The organism is Steroidobacter sp., assembly GCF_036402275.1.
Taxonomy (GTDB): Bacteria; Pseudomonadota; Gammaproteobacteria; order Steroidobacterales; family Steroidobacteraceae; genus Steroidobacter.
Genome location: NZ_DASWTF010000033.1, coordinates 343,078 through 364,081, shown reverse-complemented (window position 1 = coordinate 364,081; position 21,004 = coordinate 343,078). Strand labels below are relative to the sequence as shown.

Here is a 21,004-nt window from a genome sequence, read left to right as displayed (position 1 = left end):
TCTTCAAGCGCGCTGTTTCTTGGCGAACTCGTGATTGAGCAGGGCGCGCAGGCGCACTGCTTTCAGCGGCTTGTGCATCATCGTCAGTCCCGCTGCACTGACTTTGCGTAACTGCTCGGGTGCGGTGTCACCTGAGATCAGCACTGCCGGAACATCGCCGAGTTTCGCGCGCAGTTCGCGAATTGCGTCGATGCCGTTGCGGTCGCCGCGCAGACGCAGGTCCGCGATGATGAAGTCCGGGACGCGGCCGTTCATGCTGCCCAAGGCCTCCTCGGCATCCATCGCGGTGATGCATTTGCAGCCCCAGCTTTCCAGCAGGCTCTGCATCCCCAGGCGCACCGACTCTTCGTCGTCGATGACCATGATGAGCTTGCCACCGATCAGGTTCGGCACTTTCTGCTCGACGGTGGCGGCCCCGGTGTGAATCTTGTTCGGATCGGCCAACGGTACTTCGATACTGAAGCGCGAGCCGCGCCCCAGCGTGGAACGCACGGACAACGGATGTTCGAGCAGATTCACGATACGGCGCACCGTCGCCAGGCCCAGGCCCAGGCCGCGACTGCGATCGCGAGCGGGATTATTGAGCTGATAGAACTCTTCGAAAATGCGCTCGTGCTGTTCGGCCGGAATGCCGATGCCCGAGTCCCACACTTCGATGCTCACTCCATTCTGGCGCTTGCGGCAGGCGACGATCACGCCGCCTTTCTCGGTATAGCGCAGTGCATTCGAGACCAGATTGGACAGCACGCGAAACAGCAGCGTTGGATCGGTGAACAACACGCCGCGCGAGCGGCGCACGACCAACCTGAGTCCTTTGTCCTCTGCTGGAACGGCGAACGTGCTGCGTAAACGGTCGAGCACCAGGTTCGCGGGCACGATTTCCTTTTTGACTTCGACCTGGCCGGCGTCGAGCTTGGAAATATCCAGCAGGTTATCGAACAACTGTTCCAGCGATTCGGTGGCCTGGAGGATCTGGTCGATCATGCGCTTGCCGGCTTCGTCGACCTTGCCATTACGCAACGCCGTTGCGAACAAACCCAGCGAGTGCAGCGGCTGGCGCAGATCGTGATTGGCGGCGGCGAAGAACAACGATTTCGAACGGCTCGCGGACTCGGCGCGTGCGCGAGCCTGATCCGCCAACGCGTATTGCTGCTGTAACTGACCGACGAGCTGCTCGTTCTCATAACGCAGACGGATCTGCGCCACGATGACGCGCGCCTGGCGCTCGCCGAACAACAGCAGATAGCCCAGCACGGCGAACCACATCACACCCAGCGCAGCGTTGCCGTAGCCACCGAGCGAGATGTAACGCAGCGCCAGTAATCCGAACACCGGCGCAGTGAACGAATGCAGCGCCGGAGGAAAATGAGCGTGAGTGATGACGCTGATCGTAGCGCGGCCTGCGAGGCACGCTGCGATCAGTGCGAGCGTCAGCGATTGATTGGTGTCGACCAGCACGAATGCTGACGAACCCCACACGACACCGGCGATGGCCGAGAGCGCGGCGAAGCGCCAGCCCCACGCGCCGGACGCAGTGGCTCGATCGTCGGCCCCGCGATACCACGTGGTGAGTCCGAGCATGGCGACCTGCACGAGCAGCGCCACGACGGACCAGCTGACGATTCGAGTGTGGGAGGTGTGCGGCCAGGTGATGACGGCGATCATCGCCACCATCAGCAATGCAGAGCCGGAAACGGCTAACGCATTGCCATACAACATTTCCACGCGCTGTTGCTCAACGCGTCGCAACAGCGCGGCGTCCATGAGGCGGAGAGTTTGTTAGTTGTTACGTTATCGCGCGTTCGCGTAAGCCGGTGAAGAAGGCAGGAAGCCCCGCTTCTGCGCGACCAGCACGGCCTGGGTGCGATTGCGCACATTGAGCGCTTCGAACACCGCGCTCACGTGAGCTTTCACTGTCCGCTCGGCCACATCCAGGGCGCGCGCAATCTCTTTGTTCGAGAAGCCACGGCCCAGCATGCTGATGACTTCGAGCTGACGCAGCGTCAAACCATTGGGCTGCTCGGCGGCGGCGAGATTCGTGGTTTCAGGCACGAACACTTCACCGGAGAGCACCTTGCGGATCGCGGCGATCATCTCACCGGCGGTGAACGACTTGGGAATGAAACCGGAGGCGCCGGCGGCGACTGCACGAGCCGCGACGGCTTGCTGCTCGTCGCCGGAAATCATGATGCAGGCGGTGGTCGGGAAGCGCTCGCCGATGATCTTGAGCGCGTTGAAGCCGTCCTCACCCTTCAGGTGGATGTCCAACAGCACCAGGCCGATGTCGCCATCCGTTTGCAACGTCTGCAGCGCCTCGGGGACCGAGGACACGCTCAGCACCCCGGCGTCCAGGTCGCTCTGCTCGAGCACCGCATGGAAACCGGCGCGAAATAACGGGTGGTCGTCGACGATGAGGATTTTCATGACACTGCCCCAAACCAGTTGCCCTACCAGGATGCTTGCAGGGCGCTCCATCGCCGTGCGGATCGGTTGTATTCCCGATGTGAACTCCAGGCCATCGTACTTCCGCGTTAGGGGGCGGGCAATGACCCTTTCGTGCAGCCGGGGCAAGATTGTGACGGGCCCCGGCGGCGGGGCTCGTCATGAGAAGGGGCTGGGGTCAGGCGGCGGTCGGCGGCGTGTCCTCACAGGTGCAGCCTTGCTCCTTCAGCCAGCCCTTCAGCCGGCGCAGGATGTCGGAACCTGCTTGCGGATCGCGCTTCAACTCCAGATAACCCTCGCATAGCAGGGCGCATGCCTCGTCGGCATCGCGACCCTGCAGCGCCAGCGCCCGGCCGAGATAGGCCCGGGAGAGCGATTCGCCCGGGGTGCCTGGGCCCAGTTGCGCCGGCCAGATCTCCAACGCCTGATTCAGCAGCGCCTCGCCTTCCTTGCCCCCGGCGGCCGTGCCGCGTTCGACCGCGATCCGGCCCCGCCAGGTCAGCGCCTCGGCGATAAAGAAATGATTGGGCGGGAGCGTGCCGTTGCGGGTGCTGCGGGAATAGATGGCCAGGGCTTGCGAGAAACCCTTGTTCGCCGAATCCGGGTCGCCGCTGTCGTATTGCCAGCGGGCCAGATTGGCGTAGTCGTTGCCCACCAGGGGGTGCGACTCGCCGCGGACCATCACGCCCAGATCCAGCGCCTTCTGCAGGTATTGGCCGGCTTCCTTGGATTTCTTCGGCAGCCGGCGCAACAGCGATCCGAGATTGGCGTAGGCGTCGATCAGGTTCGGATGACGCTCGCGATTCAGCGTGTTGGCGTACAGGTCGATCGCATTGCTGTACGCACGGATCGCCGGGCCACGCTTGCCCTGCTGTTCGAGCACCAGGCCGAAGTTCGCCAGATGCGTGGCGTATTTGGGATGCTTGCGCGTGCCGAGTTGTTTCTGATCCAGCGCGAGCAGAGTGTTGTATGTTTGCTCCGCCTCATTCAGCTGGCGGAGCGCGCCTTGCGCGCGGCCGAGCACGTCGAGCAATCGCGTGGTATTTGGGTCCGTATCGTACAGCCCGGTTTGTTTCAGAATGTCGAGGCCCTCGTTCGCCGAGTTCGTGGCCTCGGTGAACCGGCCTTGCAGCAGTTGCACGACGCCCAGCTCGTTCAAGCTCACGGCCACGGGCAGCGCGCGATCGCCGTAGACTTTGCGATTGATACGTAAAGCGTCCTGGACCGTCGCGGTGGCCGATTCGTAATTACCGCGCTCACGCTCCACTCGCGAGAAGCTGTTCAGGCTCAGCGCCGTCGCGGGATGATCGTTGCCGAAAAACTTGCGCCGGATCTGCAGGGCCAGCTCGATGAGCTTCGCGCCTTCCTCCAGCATGCCGCGATTCAACAATGCGATGCCGAGCGCGTCGAGGATGGTCGCCAATTGTTCCGGCTGATCGCCGAGATCTAGGCTGTCACCACCCGGCTGGCCACCGCCGGCGCGCCCTTTGGCCTTCTTGGAGACGGCTCGCGTCGCGCGCGCGACGATCAGCCTGCCGATATCGGGAGCGCCCGCGCTGGCGCGGACCTTCGATTTACCCTTGCCAGCCGCCGCGAACAGCGGACGCAGTGTCTTGGAATGAGCGACTTCATCGTCCGCGATCAGGATTCGCATGGGCAGCCTCTCTTGTTTTGTGATGCGCGATACTGCAGCCCGCCGACTGCAGGCGCAACTGAACCAATGCTCTAGCGCTGAGACTTTTCGGCTGGCGCCGGCAACGAGGAGAAATATTCCTTCGCCGCGGCGGGCCGGTTCATGGCTTTGTAAAGATCTTCGATCCAATGGCGAATGTCGTTGGCCGCCTCGCGATCGCCGACGCGAGTGGAGTTGTTCAGCAGGGGATAGGCCGCCAGCAGCGCCGGTTCCGCTTCGGTGTAGTTGCCGAGCAATGTTTGCGCGCGGGCGCGCAGGGCGGTGGCGATTGCGTAGCCTGCGCTCTTGTCGCCATATTCGGCGTGCCATGCCGCGGCGGCTTCCGTCAGCGGTTTGATTGCATCCGCGGGCCGTTGCCGCTCGATATGAGTGCGTCCCAACATATTGAGGGTGGTGGCGATGAAGCCGCTGGTGGGCGGCAGCTCCTTCCGGTACACGGCCAATGCTTCGTTCAGGTAGCGCTCGGCGCTGGCGAAGTCACGTTTCTTGAACGCCAGCCGGCCCAGATTCTCCAGGTCGTTACCGACATAGAAATGACCCGGGCGGACGCGGCGGTTGATCTCCAGCACACGCGATAAGGTGCGTTCGGCGGCGTTGAGCTGGCCGCTTTCCATCTGGAACGTGCCCATGGCGCTGAGCGTGTCGAGCGTCTCGGGATGCTCCGGGCCGAGCACGCGCTCGCTGAGCTCCACGGCGCGGCGGAACAGCGGCGCAGCCTTGTCCGCAGCGCCGCGGTCGTGAGTGACGATGGCCAGCCGGAGCAGATGACGGAAATATTGCGGATGTTCCTCGCTGCGCGTCCGGCGATCGATCTCCAGCGCCTGATTCAAATATTTCTCGGCCAGCGCGTTGTCGCCACGATGCGAGGCGATATGCGCCAGATTGTCCAACGGCGCGGTCAGCGACTCGTGATGTTGGCCCAGTCGCGCGCGCCTGATATCCAGACAGGACTGAAAAAGTTTCTCGGCCGCGGCCAGCTCGTCCTTCAGCCCGTGAATGACGCCGAGCCGGCACAGGCTCACTGCGGTTTGCACGCTGTCGGCGCCGGTTTGTTGCTGATTGATGACGAGGCTTTGTCGCGCCAGAGCCTCGGCTTGCGCCAGATCGCCTTTTTTTTCATAGACGCGATTCAGACTGTACAAGCTGCTGGCCACCGCTTCGCTGTACTCGCCGAACAGCGAGCGCCGGATGGCCAGGCCTTGTTCGATCAGCGGCTGGGCTTCCTCGGGCAAGGCGAGGCCCAGATACGCGCTGCCGATGGTGTCGAGCACGGCGGCTTTGATGGCCGGTTGATTGCCGAGCTCGCCACCGATGCGTTTGGCGCCGTTGTCGAGAATCTGGCGAGCGGTGACGGAGCTGCCCTGCGCAAAGGGGTCGACGACTTTGAACGAGTCGATGAGGAAGGCCGACACCGCTTCGGCGCGCTCGCGTTCAGCTTCGGCCACCGTGCGTTGGGTCTGAGCCAGGTCGCGCTCTTTCTCGATTCGCAGAGATTGCAGGTAAACAGTCGTGGTGAAACCGATCAGCGTGGCCACCAGCGCGGCGGACAGCGCCACGCCGATCGAATGACGGCGGACGAACTTTTCGGCGCGGTAACTCCATGAATCGGGCCGCGCCAGCACCGGCAGGCCTTGCAGATAACGATCGACGTCGCCGGCCATTTGCTCGGCGGACGAATAGCGGCGCTCGGGCTCCTTGCGCATCGCCATTGTCACAATGTTGTCCAGATCGCCGCTCAGCTGGCGGCGTAACCTGGCGACGCTGATCGAACGTTGGGCGGCCACTTGCGAGATGCCGCCGTCCTTCTGACTCTCGGCTGTGGCGATCACCGTGCTCGGAGCAAGCGGCTGGTCCTCGCAAATCGCACGTTCCAGCTCGGCGAGGCGCTTGCCTCGTAAGACAAACGGTTTGTAACCGCACAGCAGTTCATACAACAGCACGCCCAGTACATAGATGTCGCTGGCGGTCGAAATCAGATCGCCGCGAACCTGCTCCGGGCTGGCATGGTCGGGCGTCATGACGCGGACGTCCTCCTGCGTCATCGCCAGCGTATGCATGAGCTCGCGGTCGTCCAGCATCTTGGCGATGCCGAAGTCCAGCAACTTCGGCACGCCGTCGGAGGTCACCAGAATGTTCGACGGCTTCAGGTCCCGATGCACCACCAGCCCCTGGTGCGCGCGATGCACGGCCGAGCACACGGTGATGAACAGCCGCAGGCGCTGTTCGATGGTCAAGCCACGACGGTCGCAGTAAATATCGATGGGTTCGCCGTCGATATATTCCATGACGATGTAGGGCGTGCCGTCTTCGGTGGTGCCGCCGTCGTACAGGCGCGCGATGTTCGGGTGGTCCAGCGTCGCCAGGATCTGGCGCTCCTGCCTCAGCCGACCCTGAACGTGTTTCGATAGCAGGCCGTGGCGAACCAGCTTGATGGCGACCTGCTGGCGGAATTGATCGTCGGCCCGCTCGGCAAGAAACACTTCGCCCATGCCGCCCTGACCCAGGCTGCGCACCAGGCGATAGGGACCGATGAGCTGGCCGGCTGGATCGGGGCGCTCGACGGGCACAGCGCTCGGATCCTCGCTTCGATCTTCGACCTGGCCATCGGTATTGAACCATTCCTGGCGCGACAGCTCCCCGTTGTGCACCTCCCCGGACGCGAGCTGCTCGCTGGCGCACGCCGCTCGGATGAATTGCAACTGCTGATCCGGCGGCAGCGTCTGCGCACGCGCCAGGATCTCATCCAGCGAGTGTTTGCGAATTTCCGTGAGGGGGTGGTGACCGGAGGTCATGGCAAGGCTCGGTGGGCAGGTACCAAGGATCAGTTGTCGATCTCGCACCGCCTGTGCAACTATTTCCTCGAGTCAGAGGCTTTGGGAGTCCGCCCATGTTCGAGCAGCAAGACGCAGCAGCAGAATTCTCCAAGGGCCTGTTTGGCGGTGGCGGTGTAGGTCGCCACGTCCGGCCTTATCGACCGCAATCGGAATAGTCGGCTGCATCCTAAACCTGCGACGTTATTAGTCAACGCCAGGGTACGAAGGAGCTAATCGCCGGCTCGGCGAGTCGGCGCAGAAACAGACCTGGCCGACTGTGCAAAAACGGCAGCAGGTGCTCATCGCCGCGGGAGGTCGTAAGCTCACGCTTCGGCCAACTCAGCAAAGTGAGCAACCATGCAGGATTTTTCCCGCCGTCGTTTCATGCAAGGCGCAGCGGCCGCGACGCTCGCGGCCCCGTTCGTCAGCACCGCCACGCGAGCCGCCAGCCCCGATAAAAAGCTGGGCGTGGCCCTCTGCGGGCTCGGCAACCTGAGCACCAATCAAATCGCGCCGGCGTTACAAAAGACCGAGCATTGCCGGCTGGCCGGCATCGTCACCGGCACTCCCGGCAAAGCGGACGAGTGGCGCAGGAAGTACGACCTGCCCAAGCGCAGCGTCTACAGCTACGACACCATGCATCGCATGGCTGACAACGACGATATCGATATCGTCTACGTCGTCACTCCCAACGCACTTCACCTCGAGCACACGGTCGCTGCCGCCAAGGCGGGCAAGCACGTCTTTTGCGAAAAGCCGCTGGAGATCTCGGTGGAGCGCTGCCAGCAGATGATCGATGCGTGCAAATCGGCGGGGCGGATGCTGGGCACGGCGTATCGATGCCGGTTCGAGCCGCATCATCTGGAGTGCATTCGCATCGCGCGCGAGCAGGAGCTGGGCGCGGTGCGGATCATCGAAGCGGGCTTCGGCATCGATGTCGGCCGGCCCGATCAGTGGCGTGTGAAACATGCGCTGTCGGGCGGCGGCGCGTTGATGGATGTCGGCGTGTATGCCTTGCAGGCGACGCGTTATCTCACTGGCGAAGAGCCGGTGCTCGTGACTGCGACCGAAACCAAGACCGATCCGGTGAAGTTCAAGGAAGTCGACGAGACTGTCACGTGGACGGCGCAGTTCCCGAGCGGCGCGACCGCTTACTGCACGGCCAGTTTCAAAGTGGGCGGCATCAAGAACTTCCGGGCCAACTGCGAGCGCGGCTGGTTCGAGCTGGATCCCGCGTATTACTACGGCGGAATCAAAGGTTCGCGCAGCGACGGCAAGCCGCTGTCGTTTCCTGCGGTCGATATGTTCGCCGCGGAGATCGACGACTTCGCCCGCTGCGTCAAGGAGCGTCGTCCGACCATCGTTCCTGGCGAGGAAGGAATGCAGGACGTGAAGATCATGACAGCGATCTACGAATCCATCCGCACGGGTCGCGCCGTGCGGATCTGATCGGTCAATCTGCTGCTGCGTGCGCCGCGCCGCCCGATGATGGTCGGCGCGCCAACCATACCAGCGCGATCATCGCGAGCGTCAGCCACGAGGAGATCCAGAAATAATCGAGCGATGACAGCAGATACGCCTGGCCCACCATTTCTTTGTTGAGCGCCGCCAGCGCCGCGCTGTCCGACAGGCCGAGCGAGTGCATGTGGTTCAGCGCCTGCTGCGTCTGCAGGTCATAGACGCTCGATCCGGATGCCAGATGGGACTGGTGAAACGCCTCGCGGCGATCCCAGAACGTCGTGGTGATGGATGTGGCAAAGCTCGCGGCAATGGTTCTTAGAAAGATTGCCAGACCCGAGGCTGCCGGCACGCGCGGCGGCTCGATGCCGTCGAGCATGATGGTGAGAATGGCCACGAAGAACGTGCCCATCGCCAGGCCCTGAATCAGCTGCGGAATGATGAAGTCGATGACCGCCGCGTCCGCGGTCAGCTGCGCCCGCATGTAATAAGAAACAGCGAAGGCGACGAACGCCAGGGACGTTAGCCAGCGCGCGTCGAATTTCGCGAGGAAGCGCGCCGCGAATGGCGAGATAAGAACCGCGACCAGACCGCCAGGCGCGGCTAGCAATCCAGCCCAGGTCGCCGTGTAGCCGAGCTGGGTTTGCATCCACAGCGGCAACAGCACGATGTTGCCGAAGAACACCGCGTAACCCAGACACATCGGAATCAGCGCAAACGTGAAGTTGCGGTGCTTGAACAACGACAGATCGACGATGGGATGCTTCTCGGTCAACTCCCAGATCAGCCAGGCGGCGAATGCGACCACCGAGACGATGGTGAGCACGACGATGAACGGCGAGGAAAACCAGTCCTCGTCCTTGCCCTTGTCGAGCATGATCTGCAGCGCGCCCACCCAGATCACCAGCAGCGCGATGCCGACCTGATCGACGGGCAGCTTGCGCGTCGGCGTTTCACGATGACGCAGCTGGAACCAGCACACCGCCACGGTGAACAAGCCGATCGGCACGTTGATATAGAAGATCCAGGGCCAGGTGGCGTTGTCCGAGATCCAGCCGCCCAGCATCGGGCCCATGATGGGCGCGACCAGCGTGGTCATGGACCAGAGCGCTAGCGCCAGGCCTTTTTTCGCTGGAGGGAACAGCAATAGCAGAAGGGCTTGCGAGCCGGGCACCATCGGGCCGGATACGGCTCCTTGCAACACGCGGAAGAACACCAGCGAGGGCAAGTTCCATGCGAGGCCGCACAGTAACGACGCCACTGTGAACGCGAATACTGAGACCAGGAAGGTGCGCACGATGCCGAAACGCATCATCAGCCAGCCGGTGAGCGGCACGCTGATGCCGTTGGCGACGGCGAACGAGGTGATGACCCAGGTGCCCTGGTCCGCCGATGCGCCGAGGTTGCCGGCGATGGTCGGAATGGAAACATTGGCGATGGTCGTGTCCAGCACCTGCATGAAGGTGCCGAGTGCCAGCGCCAGTGAAGTGACGGCGAGAGCGCCGCCCTGCATGGGCGCGGTCGCAGATGCATCTGCGGCGCTGGTACTCACGTGCTCGCAACCGTGGCCGTCGGAGCGGAGGCATTCCGATGAATGATCTCGGCGATGCGCTGCTCGATGCCCGGATCCTCACCGACACTCTTCTGTAACGGCTGCGGCGTGTTGCGGACCTGCGAGGCGACCAGCGGCCCGGAGGTGTCGCGCACTTCGATCTCCGCGTGCATCGACAGGCCCACGCGGAGCGGATTCTTCTTCAGCTGTTCGGCATCGAGTGCGATGCGCACCGGTACGCGCTGGACGATCTTGATCCAGTTGCCCGACGCATTCTGCGCAGGCAACAGAGCGAAGGCGCTGCCGCTGCCCGCGGCGAGACCGGCCACCGTGCCCGTGTATTCCACGTCGTCGCCATAAATGTCGGCGTGCACGGTGACAGGCTGACCGACGCGCACGTGCTTCAGCTGGCTCTCTTTGAAGTTGGCGTCGATCCACACGTCATCGAGCGGCACCACTGCGAGCAGCGGCGCGCCGGCGTTCACGTGCTGGCCCACCTGCACGCCACGCTTGGCGACAGTACCTGTCACTGGCGAACGAATCGTCGTACGGCGCAGGGCCAAGGAAGCGTCACGCAGTCGGGCTGCAGCGGCGAGCACATTGGGATGATCTTCGAGCGTCGTTCCTTCGATCTGCGCCAGGGTGGCGTCGAGCTGGCGTTGCGAGGCATGCAATGCTGCGCGCGCCTGCGCGATTGTGTCCTGCGCGTGCGCCAGTTCTTCTCCCGACACTGCGCCGTCAGCGACGAGGGCTTGACGTCGTGTGTAGTCGCTCTGAGATTTCTTCAGGTCCGTCTCACGTTCGGCGATCTGAGCGCGCAGCTGTTCGGCTTGCGCATACAGAGCGCGAACTTCGCGAACCGTGCGTGCGAGCTCGGCTTCAGCGGCCGAGACCGCGATGTTCGCATCCGCCGGGTCGAGCTCGACCAGCACTTGACCGCGTTCCACGGTCTGCGTGTCATCGACGTGTACGCCCAGCACGGCGCCCGAGACTTCGCTCGTGATCTGGACGATGTCGCTGGCGGCGTAGGCATCGTCGGTGCTCTCGTAGTACCGAGAGACGGTCAGCCAATACGCGGTGTAACCGATCGCGCTGAGCGCGACGACGGCGGCAAGGATCAACAGCCCCTTTCGCCGGGCGCCGTTGCCGTTGGTTGCAGGAGCAGTGGTATCGCTCATATGGATTCCGTGATGTGTGGCGGTCAGCTGGCGGCGCTGAAGTTGCCGCCAACGGCGAGCAACAACGACACGCGTGCGAGCGCTTGTTGATGAAGGATGTCCACGAAAGTGGTGCGTGCGTTCAAGACCTGAGTTTCGGTCGTGAGCACGGACAAATAATTTGCGAGGCCGGCTTCGTAACGCTTGTGCGCGAGCCGGTAAGCTTCTTCGGCGGACGCAAGCGTGGAGCGTGCTTCTTGAAGTTGTCGCGCGCTGTAGTTCACCTGGCTCAGTTGATCCGCAACCTGCTGCACAGCTGACAGCACGACGCCGTTGTACTCGCTGACCGCTTCGTCCTGCAGGGCCGTGGCCGCATTGAACTGTGACTCCAACCGCTGCGAATCGAACAACGGCAGGCTGATCGCAGGGCCGGCGCCGTAGGTCCGGTTGTTTGCCTGAAACAGATTGTCCAGGCCGATGGCCTGAAAACCGGCGAACGCGCTCAGGTTGATATTTGGATAGAACGCCGCGCGAGCAGCAGCACGTTGTGACGTCGCGGCTTCAACGCGCGCGCGGGCTGCGAGGATGTCGGGACGACGACCGAGCAGGTCCGCAGGCAACTCCGTCGGAATCGACAATGCCGTTTCCAGGTTCAGCGTGGGCTTGCCGATGCGTTCATATGAATCCGCGCCTTCGCCGATCAATGCAGCGAGGCGATGAACGGCCACTTCGCGGGCAGCTTCGGCCTGCAGTCGCGCAAGCTCCGCCTGTGGAACTGCGGATTCCGCTTCACGCAGCTCGACATTGGTGTCGAGGCCAGCGCCGATGCGCTTTTTGGTGATATCGAGAATGCGCTGCCTCTGCACCAGCGACTGTTGCGCGATATCGGCGAGCGCGATGGCGCGATTCAAATCGAGATACGTTTGTGACAGCGCCACGGTCGTCGCGAGTCGCGCCGCCGCCGAGTCCAGACGCACCGCTTCTTCGGTCGCCTTGGCCTGATCGATGAGCGCGGCCTGCCGACCGAAGAAATCCAGATCCCACGACAGATTCGCCAGCAACTGGCCGGACCAATAGGTGCCGCCGCCAAAGGGCGGCGGGATGAGATATTCCTCGGGCAGACGGCTGCGTTGTTCCTGTCCGTTCAGCGTCACGCCGGGCTGGCGTGGCGCCGTAGCCAACTGCACTTGCGCCTGAGCCGCGCGCAGACGGGCCAATGTTTGTTGCAGGTTGGGATTGCGTTCGAGCGCCGCTGTCACCAACTGATCGAACTGCGGGTCGCCGTACTGTTCCCACCAGCGTTCTTCCACGACCGGCGACGTCGTCGTGCCGAGTCCGACATTCTGGTCGGCGAGGGTATGCAGTTGAGGCTCGGTCTTCGGCGGCGTCACGCAGCCGCTGAGCGCAGTGGCGATGCCGAGCAGCAGCGCCGCCGTGCGCGAAGAGAAATGTATCGGCGTCTTCATGACGCTTACTCCTTGTCCGCGTTGGCCGGCGTTCCGGACGACGACGCGGCGAGATTTTCCAACTGAGTGAGCATGCGTCCGAGCATCGACTGCAGCGTCTTCACTTCCTCGCGGGTGAAGCCGTCCAACGACTCGTTCAGCACGTCACAGACGGTAGGGATGAGGCTGTCGAGGAGCTTTTCGCCCGCCTTGGTGAGCGACAGCTCGATAACGCGCCGGTCACTCTGAGTGCGACGCCTTTCCACCAGATCGCGGGACTCGAGCTGGTCGATGAGGCGGGTCATGGCGCCGCTGTCGTGGCGCAGCTCGCGGCACAGGTCGGCGACGGTGATGGCGAGGCCGTCGCGGACATGCATGAGCACGACCCACTGTTGCAGGGTGCAGCCCTGCTCGGCGAACCGCATCTCGATCCGTTCCTGTAGCAGGCGCTGAGAGCGCTTCAACAGGTAACCGATGCTGTCGCGAGAGTGAAAGGTATCCGGTCGATAATGCTGCTTGGGCATTTGTTGCCTCGGCAATGACTGCCTAGGCAGGCATTATAGGCCGGGGCCTCTGCCGGGCAAGCCGCCAAAACGCGTTTTCAGGAACTAGTCCGCGGAATCTGGAGCACGAAACGGCGTCGTCGCCGGTACGCCTGTGCTCTTCGGTGGGCGTCCCAACCATCGCGCGGGCAGGGACAGGGCGCTGATGAACGACATAAGCAGGGAAGCGGCGTAGGGAATCGCCTGGATCAGCAGCACTGCCACCCACAACGAGACGTCCGGGGCCTTCAACTCCTCGGGAATCCCAAGCACCAGGCCGGGGGCGATCGTGAACTGCTGCGTGAGGCCGACAGCGGCAACGACCAGCGCCAATAACCACGCCGTCTCGGCACGGGCAGCCGCGAAGCCGCCGATCAAAGCATGCGATCGTTTGAATTTGGGCGTGCGGAAAAAAGGCTCATTGCGCGTTAGCAATCCTTTGACCACCGCGACGCTCACTGCGTGAGATAACGCAAGTCCCGCCAACGCCGCGGCCAGCGTCTGCCGGATGTTCGCGCCCACTCGAGATGAGTATAGATGCGCGAGCTTCGCCATCTTGAATGCAAACAAAGCCAGCGGCAGCACCGAGAACATGATCAGTGGCGGATCGTAGCGATGTGGCGCAACGATCATGGCGGCCGACCAGATCAAGGCGAACAGGTTGAAGATCAGGTTCAAGCCGTCGGCCATCCACGGCAGCCAGCCGGCGATGAAGTGATATCGCTGGCCCTGGGTGAGCCGCTCGTCGGCGCTCAATAGAACCTTGGCGTGTGCGCACAGGATCTGCACCGCGCCGTAGGCCCAGCGGAAGCGTTGTTTCTTATAGTCCACGAACGTTTCGGGCATGAGCCCGCGACCGTAAGTGACTGGCAGGTACTGCGCTTCATGGCCATGTTCGAACAGTCGCAGCCCGAGCTCGGCGTCTTCGGTGATACACCACTCCGCCCAGCCGCCAACCTTTTGTAGAGCCGAGCGTCGCACCAGTGTCATCGTGCCGTGCTGAATGATGGCGTTGCGCTCGTTGCGCACCACCATGCCGATGTGAAAGAAGCCGCGGTACTCCGCGTAACACATCGCTTTGAACGCGTTCTCTTCGGCGTCTCGATAGTCCTGCGGCGACTGGACGATGGCGAGCTTCTCGTCCGCGAACGCGGGCACGAGGCTTCGCAGCCAATGCGGCTCGACCTTGTAGTCGCTGTCGATGACCGCAACGACGTGAGCATCGGCGGCGGTGTGCTGGAGTGCGTAGTTCAACGCGCCTGCCTTGAATCCCGACAGCGGCGCGACGTGAAAGAACTTGAAACGCTTGCCGAGCTGACGGCAATGCCGTTCCACCGGCTGCCATACCGATGGCTCCGCGGTGTTGTTGTCGACGACGATGACTTCGTAATCGGGATAATCGAGCCGGGCGAGGGCATCGAGCGTTTCGATGAGCATGTCCGGCGGCTCGTTGTACGCCGGCACATGAATCGAGACCTTCGGTAACGGGGCGCCGGGAGGTGCGACAACGAACGGCCGTTTGCGCGGTTTGCCCCAACGGGCCTCCGCCCATTCCAACGCTTCGGTCAGCAATACGGCGATCACGCCGAGCATGCCAAGGATCAGCAACGTGCCGATCAGAACACTGGTGACGGTGAGATAGCGTCGCGAATAGTCATAAATGATCCACACCATCGTGGTTGCAACCGCGTACGCCACGACTGCCAGCAGACTGCGACCGCGAGTGCCCAATGCGAGGCTGTGTACGTACAGCAGGCAGAGAATCACGGTGGCGATCGCGACTGAAACCGTGGCGAGGGTCTGCCATTGTGGAATGCGTACGATCGGCTCGACGAAGGCGAACTTCGGCTGGCGATACACATCGTAGACGCCCCAGTACGCTTCCACGGCGCCCTGATAGCGCGCCTTCCAGGGCTGATCGAATGCTTCCATCACGTAATAGACGTAGCCCTCGTCCCTGGCGCGTTCGAGGAAGCGTCGCAGGAACATCGCTTGATTGCTGGTCGACGCCACCGCGCCTTCGCGAGTGCGGCCGTCGGAGGGCCAGCCGACTTCGGCGATCACGATGGGTTTGCCCGGGAAGGCTCGCTGCAACTGGTCCATGCGGGAATCGATGTAGTCGATGGCGCGCTCCACCGGAATGCCTTCCCAGTAGGGCAGCATATGAACCGCGAGATAGTCGACGTGCTCGACCAGCTCGGGATATCGCAACCACACATGCCAGGGCTCGGCGGTGCTGACCGGTTGCGCCACTGCGTCGCGCACGCGGTCGAGTTGTTTGACGAGCTGCGCGACAGTCAGGTCGCCGCGCAGGATGGACTCGTTGCCCACGACGACACGGATCACGTTGGCGTGCTTGTTGGCCAGCTTGATCGCGCCGGCCACCTCGAGGTCATTGGTGGCGAGTCTGCGATCCAGCCAGGCGCCTACCGTCACTTTCATGTCGTGACGGGCGGCGACTTCCGGGATCAGGCTCAGACTCTTCAGCGTGGAGTAGCTGCGAATGGCGGTCACTTTGCCGGCCAACAAGCGCACGTCGCTGTCGATCTGCTGCTCGGTGGGCAGGCTTTGCACGACCGGGTCCTGGCCCGCCTGGAACGGCGAGAACGCCATTCCCTGTACGTGCGCCGGCCAGGGCGGCTCGGCGGTCGGCCGGTTCACGTAGGCCCACAGGCCGAACGTGAGCGCCGCGAACACGGCGGCAACCAGAAAACCCGACCACTTCATGATGTCTTCGTTGCGTCAGTAAGTCGCGACCGTTTGAGGCGCGGCTGCGAATAGCGTGAGGTGAGGGCGACGTTCAGGTAATGAACCTGCGACATGTTAACTTAGCCGGCGCGACCCCAAGCCGGGTCGCCGAGCCTGCATCTGAAGGAGTCTTTAGGCTATGCATTGGCATATTGGTAAGTGGTTCTTTCCACGACAGATTTCTGCGCGCGGCGTGATGCGAGCCGCGCTTGGCGCAACACTGCTGGCGGCGGCCGGGACGGCCAGTGCGCAAGCGCCGACCAACGACTATCCGAATTGGGAGATCACGCCCTTCTTCGGTTACATGGCCGGCGGCGAGTTCGAGGATCCCGCGACCAACACCGATCGGGACATCGAAGAGGACAACAACTTCGGCGTGATCTTCAACGCCGCCGTGGATCGATGGCGGCATTACGAGCTGCTCTACAGCCAGCAGAGCACCGAGGTCGGCGGCGCCGCGCCCATGGACCTGGATGTGCAGTTTCTGCAGATCGGCGGCACGGTCAGTCATCCCGATGCCGAGCGCGTGATCCCGTATTTCGGTATGACGATCGGCGCGGCGCGCTTCAGCCCCGACGGCCCCGGGCTCGACGATGAAACCAAGTTCGCGTTCTCCGTGGCCGGCGGCTTCAAAGTGCCGGTGACCGATCATTTCGGGGTGCGTTTCGATGCGCGCGCGTTCGTTTCGTTGCTGGACACAGACGGGAATATCTTCTGCGTCTCCGACAGTGGCGTGGGCACGTGCGCGATTCGCACGAAGTCGGACACGCTCCTGCAGTACTCGGCGGCGCTCGGCCTCATCTGGGCATTCTGATCGACGAGACAAGTCGCGCCCGCGATGCTCCAGGTCGAGAATATCAGCAAGTCCTTCGGCGGACCGCCACCGCGCCGTGTGCTCGGTGGCGTTTCGTTGCAGCTCGCCCCTGGCGAGTACGTCGCCGTCATGGGCGAGTCCGGCACGGGCAAGTCGACGCTGCTCAATTTGATCGCGGGACTCGATACGCCGGACGCAGGACGTATCTCGCTCGACGGTCGCGATATCGGCGCGCTCGACGACGATGCGCGCACGCGCTTGCGTCGGTCGCGCATGGGATTCGTGTTTCAAGCCTTTCATTTGTTGCCGCACTTGAGTGTCGAACGTAACGTCGCATTGCCGCTGGCGCTGAACGGACAGCAGGGGCGCGAGGCCGCGGATCGGGTTCGCGAGTTGCTGGATGCCGTTGGCATGCTGGAGCGGGCCGGTGCATCTCCTTCGCAACTTTCGGGCGGCGAGATGCAACGTGTCGCCGTGGCTCGTGCGTTGGCTCATCGTCCGGCATTGGTTCTGGCGGACGAGCCCACCGGCAATCTCGATGCGGAGTCCGCGGCCGAGGTGCTCGAACTGCTGGCTGCTCAGCTCAAGCGCGATAATGCCGCCGGCATTCTCGTGACGCATTCGGAGCTCGCGGCGGCAACTACCGATCGCATCCTGCAACTTTCCCGACAAGGACTGGCGCCGCGAGCCGCAGCCATCGCCCCTCGATCGTGATCCCTCCGCTGCTCATCGAAGCCGCGATCACCGGGCCGATGCGCCGTTCGCCCGGACGGACCTTACTCGCGGTTCTGGCCATCGCGCTCGGAGTGGCGCTCGGGCTGGCGATCTATCTCATCAACCGGTCCGCTGCCGATGAAATCTCGCTCGCTGCTCGCAGTCTGTACGGACTGGCGGATCTCGCTGTCGAGGGCGGCAGCGATGGATTCGACGAGAACTTATATCCGCGTATTGCCCGTATTCCTGGTGTGGCAGTTGCGAGTCCCGTCGTGGAAGTCGAGGCGAAGCTGGTCGGCCAGCGCGGCGCGTTGACACTGATCGGATTGGACGGGTTTCGCTCGAGTCAGTTGCAGCCAGCGTTTGCCGCCGCCGTCGTCGGTGGTGGATCCGACGATCGGGCGGCCGCGGACCAGGAATCGGACGACGAGGCGTCGAGCGATTTCGACGATCGCGCAATCTTGCTGAGCGCCAGCGCGGCGCGCGAGTTGCAGCTGGCGAAAGGCGACTTCATCGACTTCCAAGTTGGCGTACAACGCGAGCGACTGCGTGTGTCCGGCGTGTTGCCGCCCGCGGCTCTGCAGGAGTTTGGTGGCGTCGTGGATATCGCCACGGCGCAGTGGGTGTTCGGCAAGCTCGGCAAGTTGTCTCGAATCAACTTGCGGCTGGTGACGGGCTCCAGTCCGGAGCAAGTCAAGGCAGCGCTCAGAGAGATATTGCCGGCGAACGTGCAGGTAACGACGCCCGGCGAGGCGAGCGACGACGCGTTACGACTGTCGCGCGCTTATCGATCCAATCTCACTGCGTTGGCGCTGGTCGCATTGTTCACCGGCGGGTTCTTCGTTTATTCGACGCAGTCGCTCGCGGCCTTGAGAAGGCGTCGCGAGTTTGCGGTCATGCATGCCATCGGCGTCACGCGCTTCCAACAACTCATGTTGATGCTCTCGGGCAGCGTGTTCGTCGGCGTGCTGGGTGCATTGATCGGCATCATGCTCGGTGTGTTCATTGCGAACCTGGGCTTGAGCGCGTTGGGTGCGGATCTTGGCGCTGGCTACTTTCGTGGCTTGGCGCCGGGCTTGAATGTGCATGTCGCCGAGATCGCGGTGTTCTCCTTGCTGGGCATCGGCGTGGCTGTCGCCGGCGCGTTGCGGCCGGCGCTCGATGCAGCTCGCGTGCCGACCGCGAGCGCGCTGAAAGCAGGCGATATCACCAGCGGTGAGATTCGTCCGCATGGCTGGATCGTTCTGACACTCGGTGTGCTGGCGGCGATTGCCGTGAGCATGCCTCCCATCGCCGGGTTGCCGCTGCCTGGCTTCATCGCCATCGCGCTGTTGCTCATCGCGTGCGTGGTCGGTATGCCGTCGGTCGTTCGCTTCGTGCTGCGCCATGCGCCGCGGGCAAGGCAGATTCCCTATGAGATCGCAATTTCGCAGATCTCCGGCACGGCGCGCTACGCAACCTTGAGCGTGTCTTCCATCATCGTGAGTTTCAGCTTGATGGCGTCGATGGCCATCATGGTCACGTCGTTCCGCGATTCGCTCGATCAATGGACTCAGAAAGTGTTGCCCGCGGATTTGTATGTGCGCGTCGGCTATGTGGGCCAGTCCGCCTATCTCGACGAAGCACTGGCTCAGTCGATGGCGCGTATGGCAGGCGTCGATCATGTCGCCTATAGCCGCTTCGCTCGCGTACAACTGTCAGCCGATCGCCCCGCCCTGACGTTGATTGCCCGAACGCTGGATCGTGAGCATCCCGGCGAGGCGTTGTGGATGATGAGCGCGGCCTCGAATGAGTTGCCTGACGGATCGCTGCCGGTGTGGATCAGTGAAGCAGCGGCGGATCTGTTCGCACTGAAGCCAGGCGATGAGATTCAGTTCAGTCTCGGTGGTAAGTCGGTTGCAGCTTCGGTGCGGGGCGTGTGGCGTGACTACGAACATCAGAACGGCGCCATCGTGATGGATCGCAGCGATTATCTGGCCCTGACCGGCGATCGCGCGATCAACACCGTGTGGTTCTGGCTGGAAGAGTCGGCCGACATCGCCAAGGTGGGCAACGCCATTCGCGATCTGTTGCCGCCCGGCACGGAGCACGACCTGCGCACGCCACGCGAGATTCGTGCGTTGTCGCTCGCGGCGTTCGATCGAACGTTCGCTATTACCTACTTGCTGGAGCTGGTGGCGGTGACGATCGGGTTGTTCGGTATCGCGGCTGGCATCAGCGCCCAGGTGCTGGCACGTCGGAGCGAATTCGGTGCGCTACGCCACCTGGGCTTTACGCGCCGTCAGGTTGCGGGGATGCTGGCGATCGAGGGCTCGGTGCTCGGTGCGCTTGGGGTGATCGTCGGGTTGCTCGCCGGCGCGGTCATCAGCTTGATTCTGATTTACGTCGTGAACCGTCAATCGTTCCACTGGAGCATGGATCTGCATGCGCCGCTCGGCTTGCTGTCTTGCCTGAGCGTGGCGCTGATTGCGTCCGCTGCACTGATCGCTGTGGTAAGCGGACGGCAAGCCATGGGCGGGGAAGTCGTGCGCGCGGTCCGGGAGGATTGGTGATGCGCATCCGCTCGATGTTGATCGGCCTGCTGGCGGTGCTGGCTTCGACCGGGCGCGCCGATGTTGTCTATCCGGAGGTCGTGCCCGGCTATCGAATCGAGTTGCCTCGCGACGAAGGCAGTCATCCTCAGTTCAAGACCGAGTGGTGGTACGTCACGGGCTGGGTCGAAGGCGCCTCCGGGCCTGTTGGCTTTCAGCTGACGTTCTTTCGCTCTCGCACCGGCATCGATGAGAACAATCCGTCGCGCTTCGCTCTGCGGCAGGCCCTGTTCGCTCATCTTGCCGTGAGCGATCCGAAGCGGGGATCGTTGTTACATCACGAGAAGTCGGCGCGTCCTGGCTTCGGTCTCGCGGAGGCGGCGGAAGGATCGCTCGATGTTCACATCGACGATTGGCGGCTGCGACGAGAGGGCGACACATACATTGCCGTCGCGAAAACCGACGACCTGCAACTCGATTTGAAGCTGCAGCCGCAGGCGCCGCCTCTGTTACAGGGCGACCGCGGTTTCAGCCAGAAGGGCCCGAATCCTGGCTCCGCCAGCTACTACTACAGCCTGCCTCAGCTCGCGGTCACGGGGCGCATTGCAATCGATGGGCGGGATCAATCGGTGCGCGGTGTCGCGTGGTTCGATCATGAATGGTCGGGCGCCATCGTCGATGAGCGCGCGCAAGGCTGGGACTGGATCGGGCTCAATCTCGACGACGGTGGGGCGTTGATGATGTTCCAAATGCGCGGCCCGCAGAATAGCGAGCTGTGGGCCGCAGCCAAGTGGCGCGCCGCCAATGCTAACGACGCGCTGTCATATAAACCGGAAGCCGTGGAATGGAAGCCACTGCGTCACTGGCGCTCGTCGCGCACCGGTGTTCGGTATCCCGTCGAATGGCAGGTCACTGTCGGCGATCGTGTGCTCACGCTCCGCCCCCTGATGGACGACCAGGAAAACGACGCGAGCGGCAGCACCGGCACCATCTACTGGGAAGGCGCGGTGCGCGCCTTCGAAAACGACAAACCCATCGGCCGCGGTTATCTGGAGATGACTGGCTACGCGAAGAAGATGCGCCTTTAGGCGCCGG

At 63.1% G+C, this 21,004-nt stretch carries 14 protein-coding genes; 5 read left to right on the top strand and 9 right to left on the bottom strand.

What is annotated here, in order from left to right:
• Positions 1-3: 3 nt before the first annotated feature.
• The 4 genes from VGD45_RS17060 to VGD45_RS17045 form a co-directional block, all read right to left on the bottom strand.
• Positions 4-1,764: a hybrid sensor histidine kinase/response regulator gene (locus VGD45_RS17060; RefSeq protein ID WP_331156534.1), complete on the bottom strand. Its 1,761-nt coding sequence runs from the start codon at positions 1,762-1,764 to the stop codon at positions 4-6.
• A gap of 27 nt (positions 1,765-1,791) precedes the next feature.
• On the bottom strand, positions 1,792-2,424 hold the full coding sequence (locus VGD45_RS17055; protein ID WP_331156533.1) for a response regulator transcription factor: 633 nt from the start codon (positions 2,422-2,424) through the stop codon (positions 1,792-1,794).
• Between the two features lie 196 nt (positions 2,425-2,620).
• Entirely contained in the window at positions 2,621-4,096 is a 1,476-nt protein-coding gene (locus VGD45_RS17050; protein WP_331156532.1) for a tetratricopeptide repeat protein, read from the bottom strand.
• Positions 4,097-4,167: 71 nt separating this feature from the next.
• Entirely contained in the window at positions 4,168-6,927 is a 2,760-nt protein-coding gene (locus VGD45_RS17045) for a serine/threonine-protein kinase (protein WP_331156531.1), read from the bottom strand.
• A 378-nt stretch (positions 6,928-7,305) separates the two neighbouring features.
• Between VGD45_RS17045 and VGD45_RS17040 the strand changes: the two genes are divergently transcribed.
• A complete protein-coding gene (locus VGD45_RS17040; protein WP_331156530.1) occupies positions 7,306-8,397 on the top strand; it encodes a Gfo/Idh/MocA family oxidoreductase in 1,092 nt (363 codons plus the stop codon).
• A gap of 4 nt (positions 8,398-8,401) precedes the next feature.
• Here the strand turns inward: VGD45_RS17040 and VGD45_RS17035 are convergent, their stop codons facing one another.
• The 5 genes from VGD45_RS17035 to VGD45_RS17015 form a co-directional block, all read right to left on the bottom strand.
• Positions 8,402-9,919 carry a DHA2 family efflux MFS transporter permease subunit gene (locus VGD45_RS17035; protein WP_349263302.1) on the bottom strand — a complete coding sequence of 506 codons (1,518 nt, stop codon included), beginning with the start codon at positions 9,917-9,919 and terminating at the stop codon, positions 8,402-8,404.
• Between the two features lie 35 nt (positions 9,920-9,954).
• Positions 9,955-11,136: an HlyD family efflux transporter periplasmic adaptor subunit gene (locus tag VGD45_RS17030; protein WP_331156528.1), complete on the bottom strand. Its 1,182-nt coding sequence runs from the start codon at positions 11,134-11,136 to the stop codon at positions 9,955-9,957.
• 23 nt (positions 11,137-11,159) lie between these two features.
• Positions 11,160-12,581 (bottom strand): efflux transporter outer membrane subunit, encoded by a 1,422-nt coding sequence (locus tag VGD45_RS17025; protein WP_331156527.1) that lies wholly within the window; start codon positions 12,579-12,581, stop codon positions 11,160-11,162.
• A gap of 5 nt (positions 12,582-12,586) precedes the next feature.
• Positions 12,587-13,084: a MarR family winged helix-turn-helix transcriptional regulator gene (locus VGD45_RS17020; protein ID WP_331156526.1), complete on the bottom strand. Its 498-nt coding sequence runs from the start codon at positions 13,082-13,084 to the stop codon at positions 12,587-12,589.
• An 84-nt stretch (positions 13,085-13,168) separates the two neighbouring features.
• Complete coding sequence (locus VGD45_RS17015) at positions 13,169-15,829, bottom strand: glycosyltransferase (RefSeq protein ID WP_331156525.1); 2,661 nt, start codon at positions 15,827-15,829, stop codon at positions 13,169-13,171.
• Positions 15,830-15,989: 160 nt separating this feature from the next.
• On the opposite strand from VGD45_RS17015, the gene VGD45_RS17010 reads away from it, so the two are divergent.
• The 4 genes from VGD45_RS17010 to VGD45_RS16995 are packed head-to-tail and all read left to right on the top strand — an operon-like array spanning position 15,990 to position 20,997.
• Entirely contained in the window at positions 15,990-16,664 is a 675-nt protein-coding gene (locus tag VGD45_RS17010; RefSeq protein WP_331156524.1) for an outer membrane beta-barrel protein, read from the top strand.
• A 24-nt stretch (positions 16,665-16,688) separates the two neighbouring features.
• Entirely contained in the window at positions 16,689-17,378 is a 690-nt protein-coding gene (locus VGD45_RS17005; protein ID WP_331156523.1) for an ABC transporter ATP-binding protein, read from the top strand.
• Positions 17,375-19,930 (top strand): FtsX-like permease family protein, encoded by a 2,556-nt coding sequence (locus VGD45_RS17000; protein WP_331156522.1) that lies wholly within the window; start codon positions 17,375-17,377, stop codon positions 19,928-19,930. The genes VGD45_RS17005 and VGD45_RS17000 overlap by 4 nt, the downstream gene beginning before the upstream one ends.
• A complete protein-coding gene (locus tag VGD45_RS16995; RefSeq protein ID WP_331156521.1) occupies positions 19,930-20,997 on the top strand; it encodes a carotenoid 1,2-hydratase in 1,068 nt (355 codons plus the stop codon). The genes VGD45_RS17000 and VGD45_RS16995 overlap by 1 nt, the downstream gene beginning before the upstream one ends.
• The last annotated feature ends 7 nt before the right edge of the window (positions 20,998-21,004 follow it).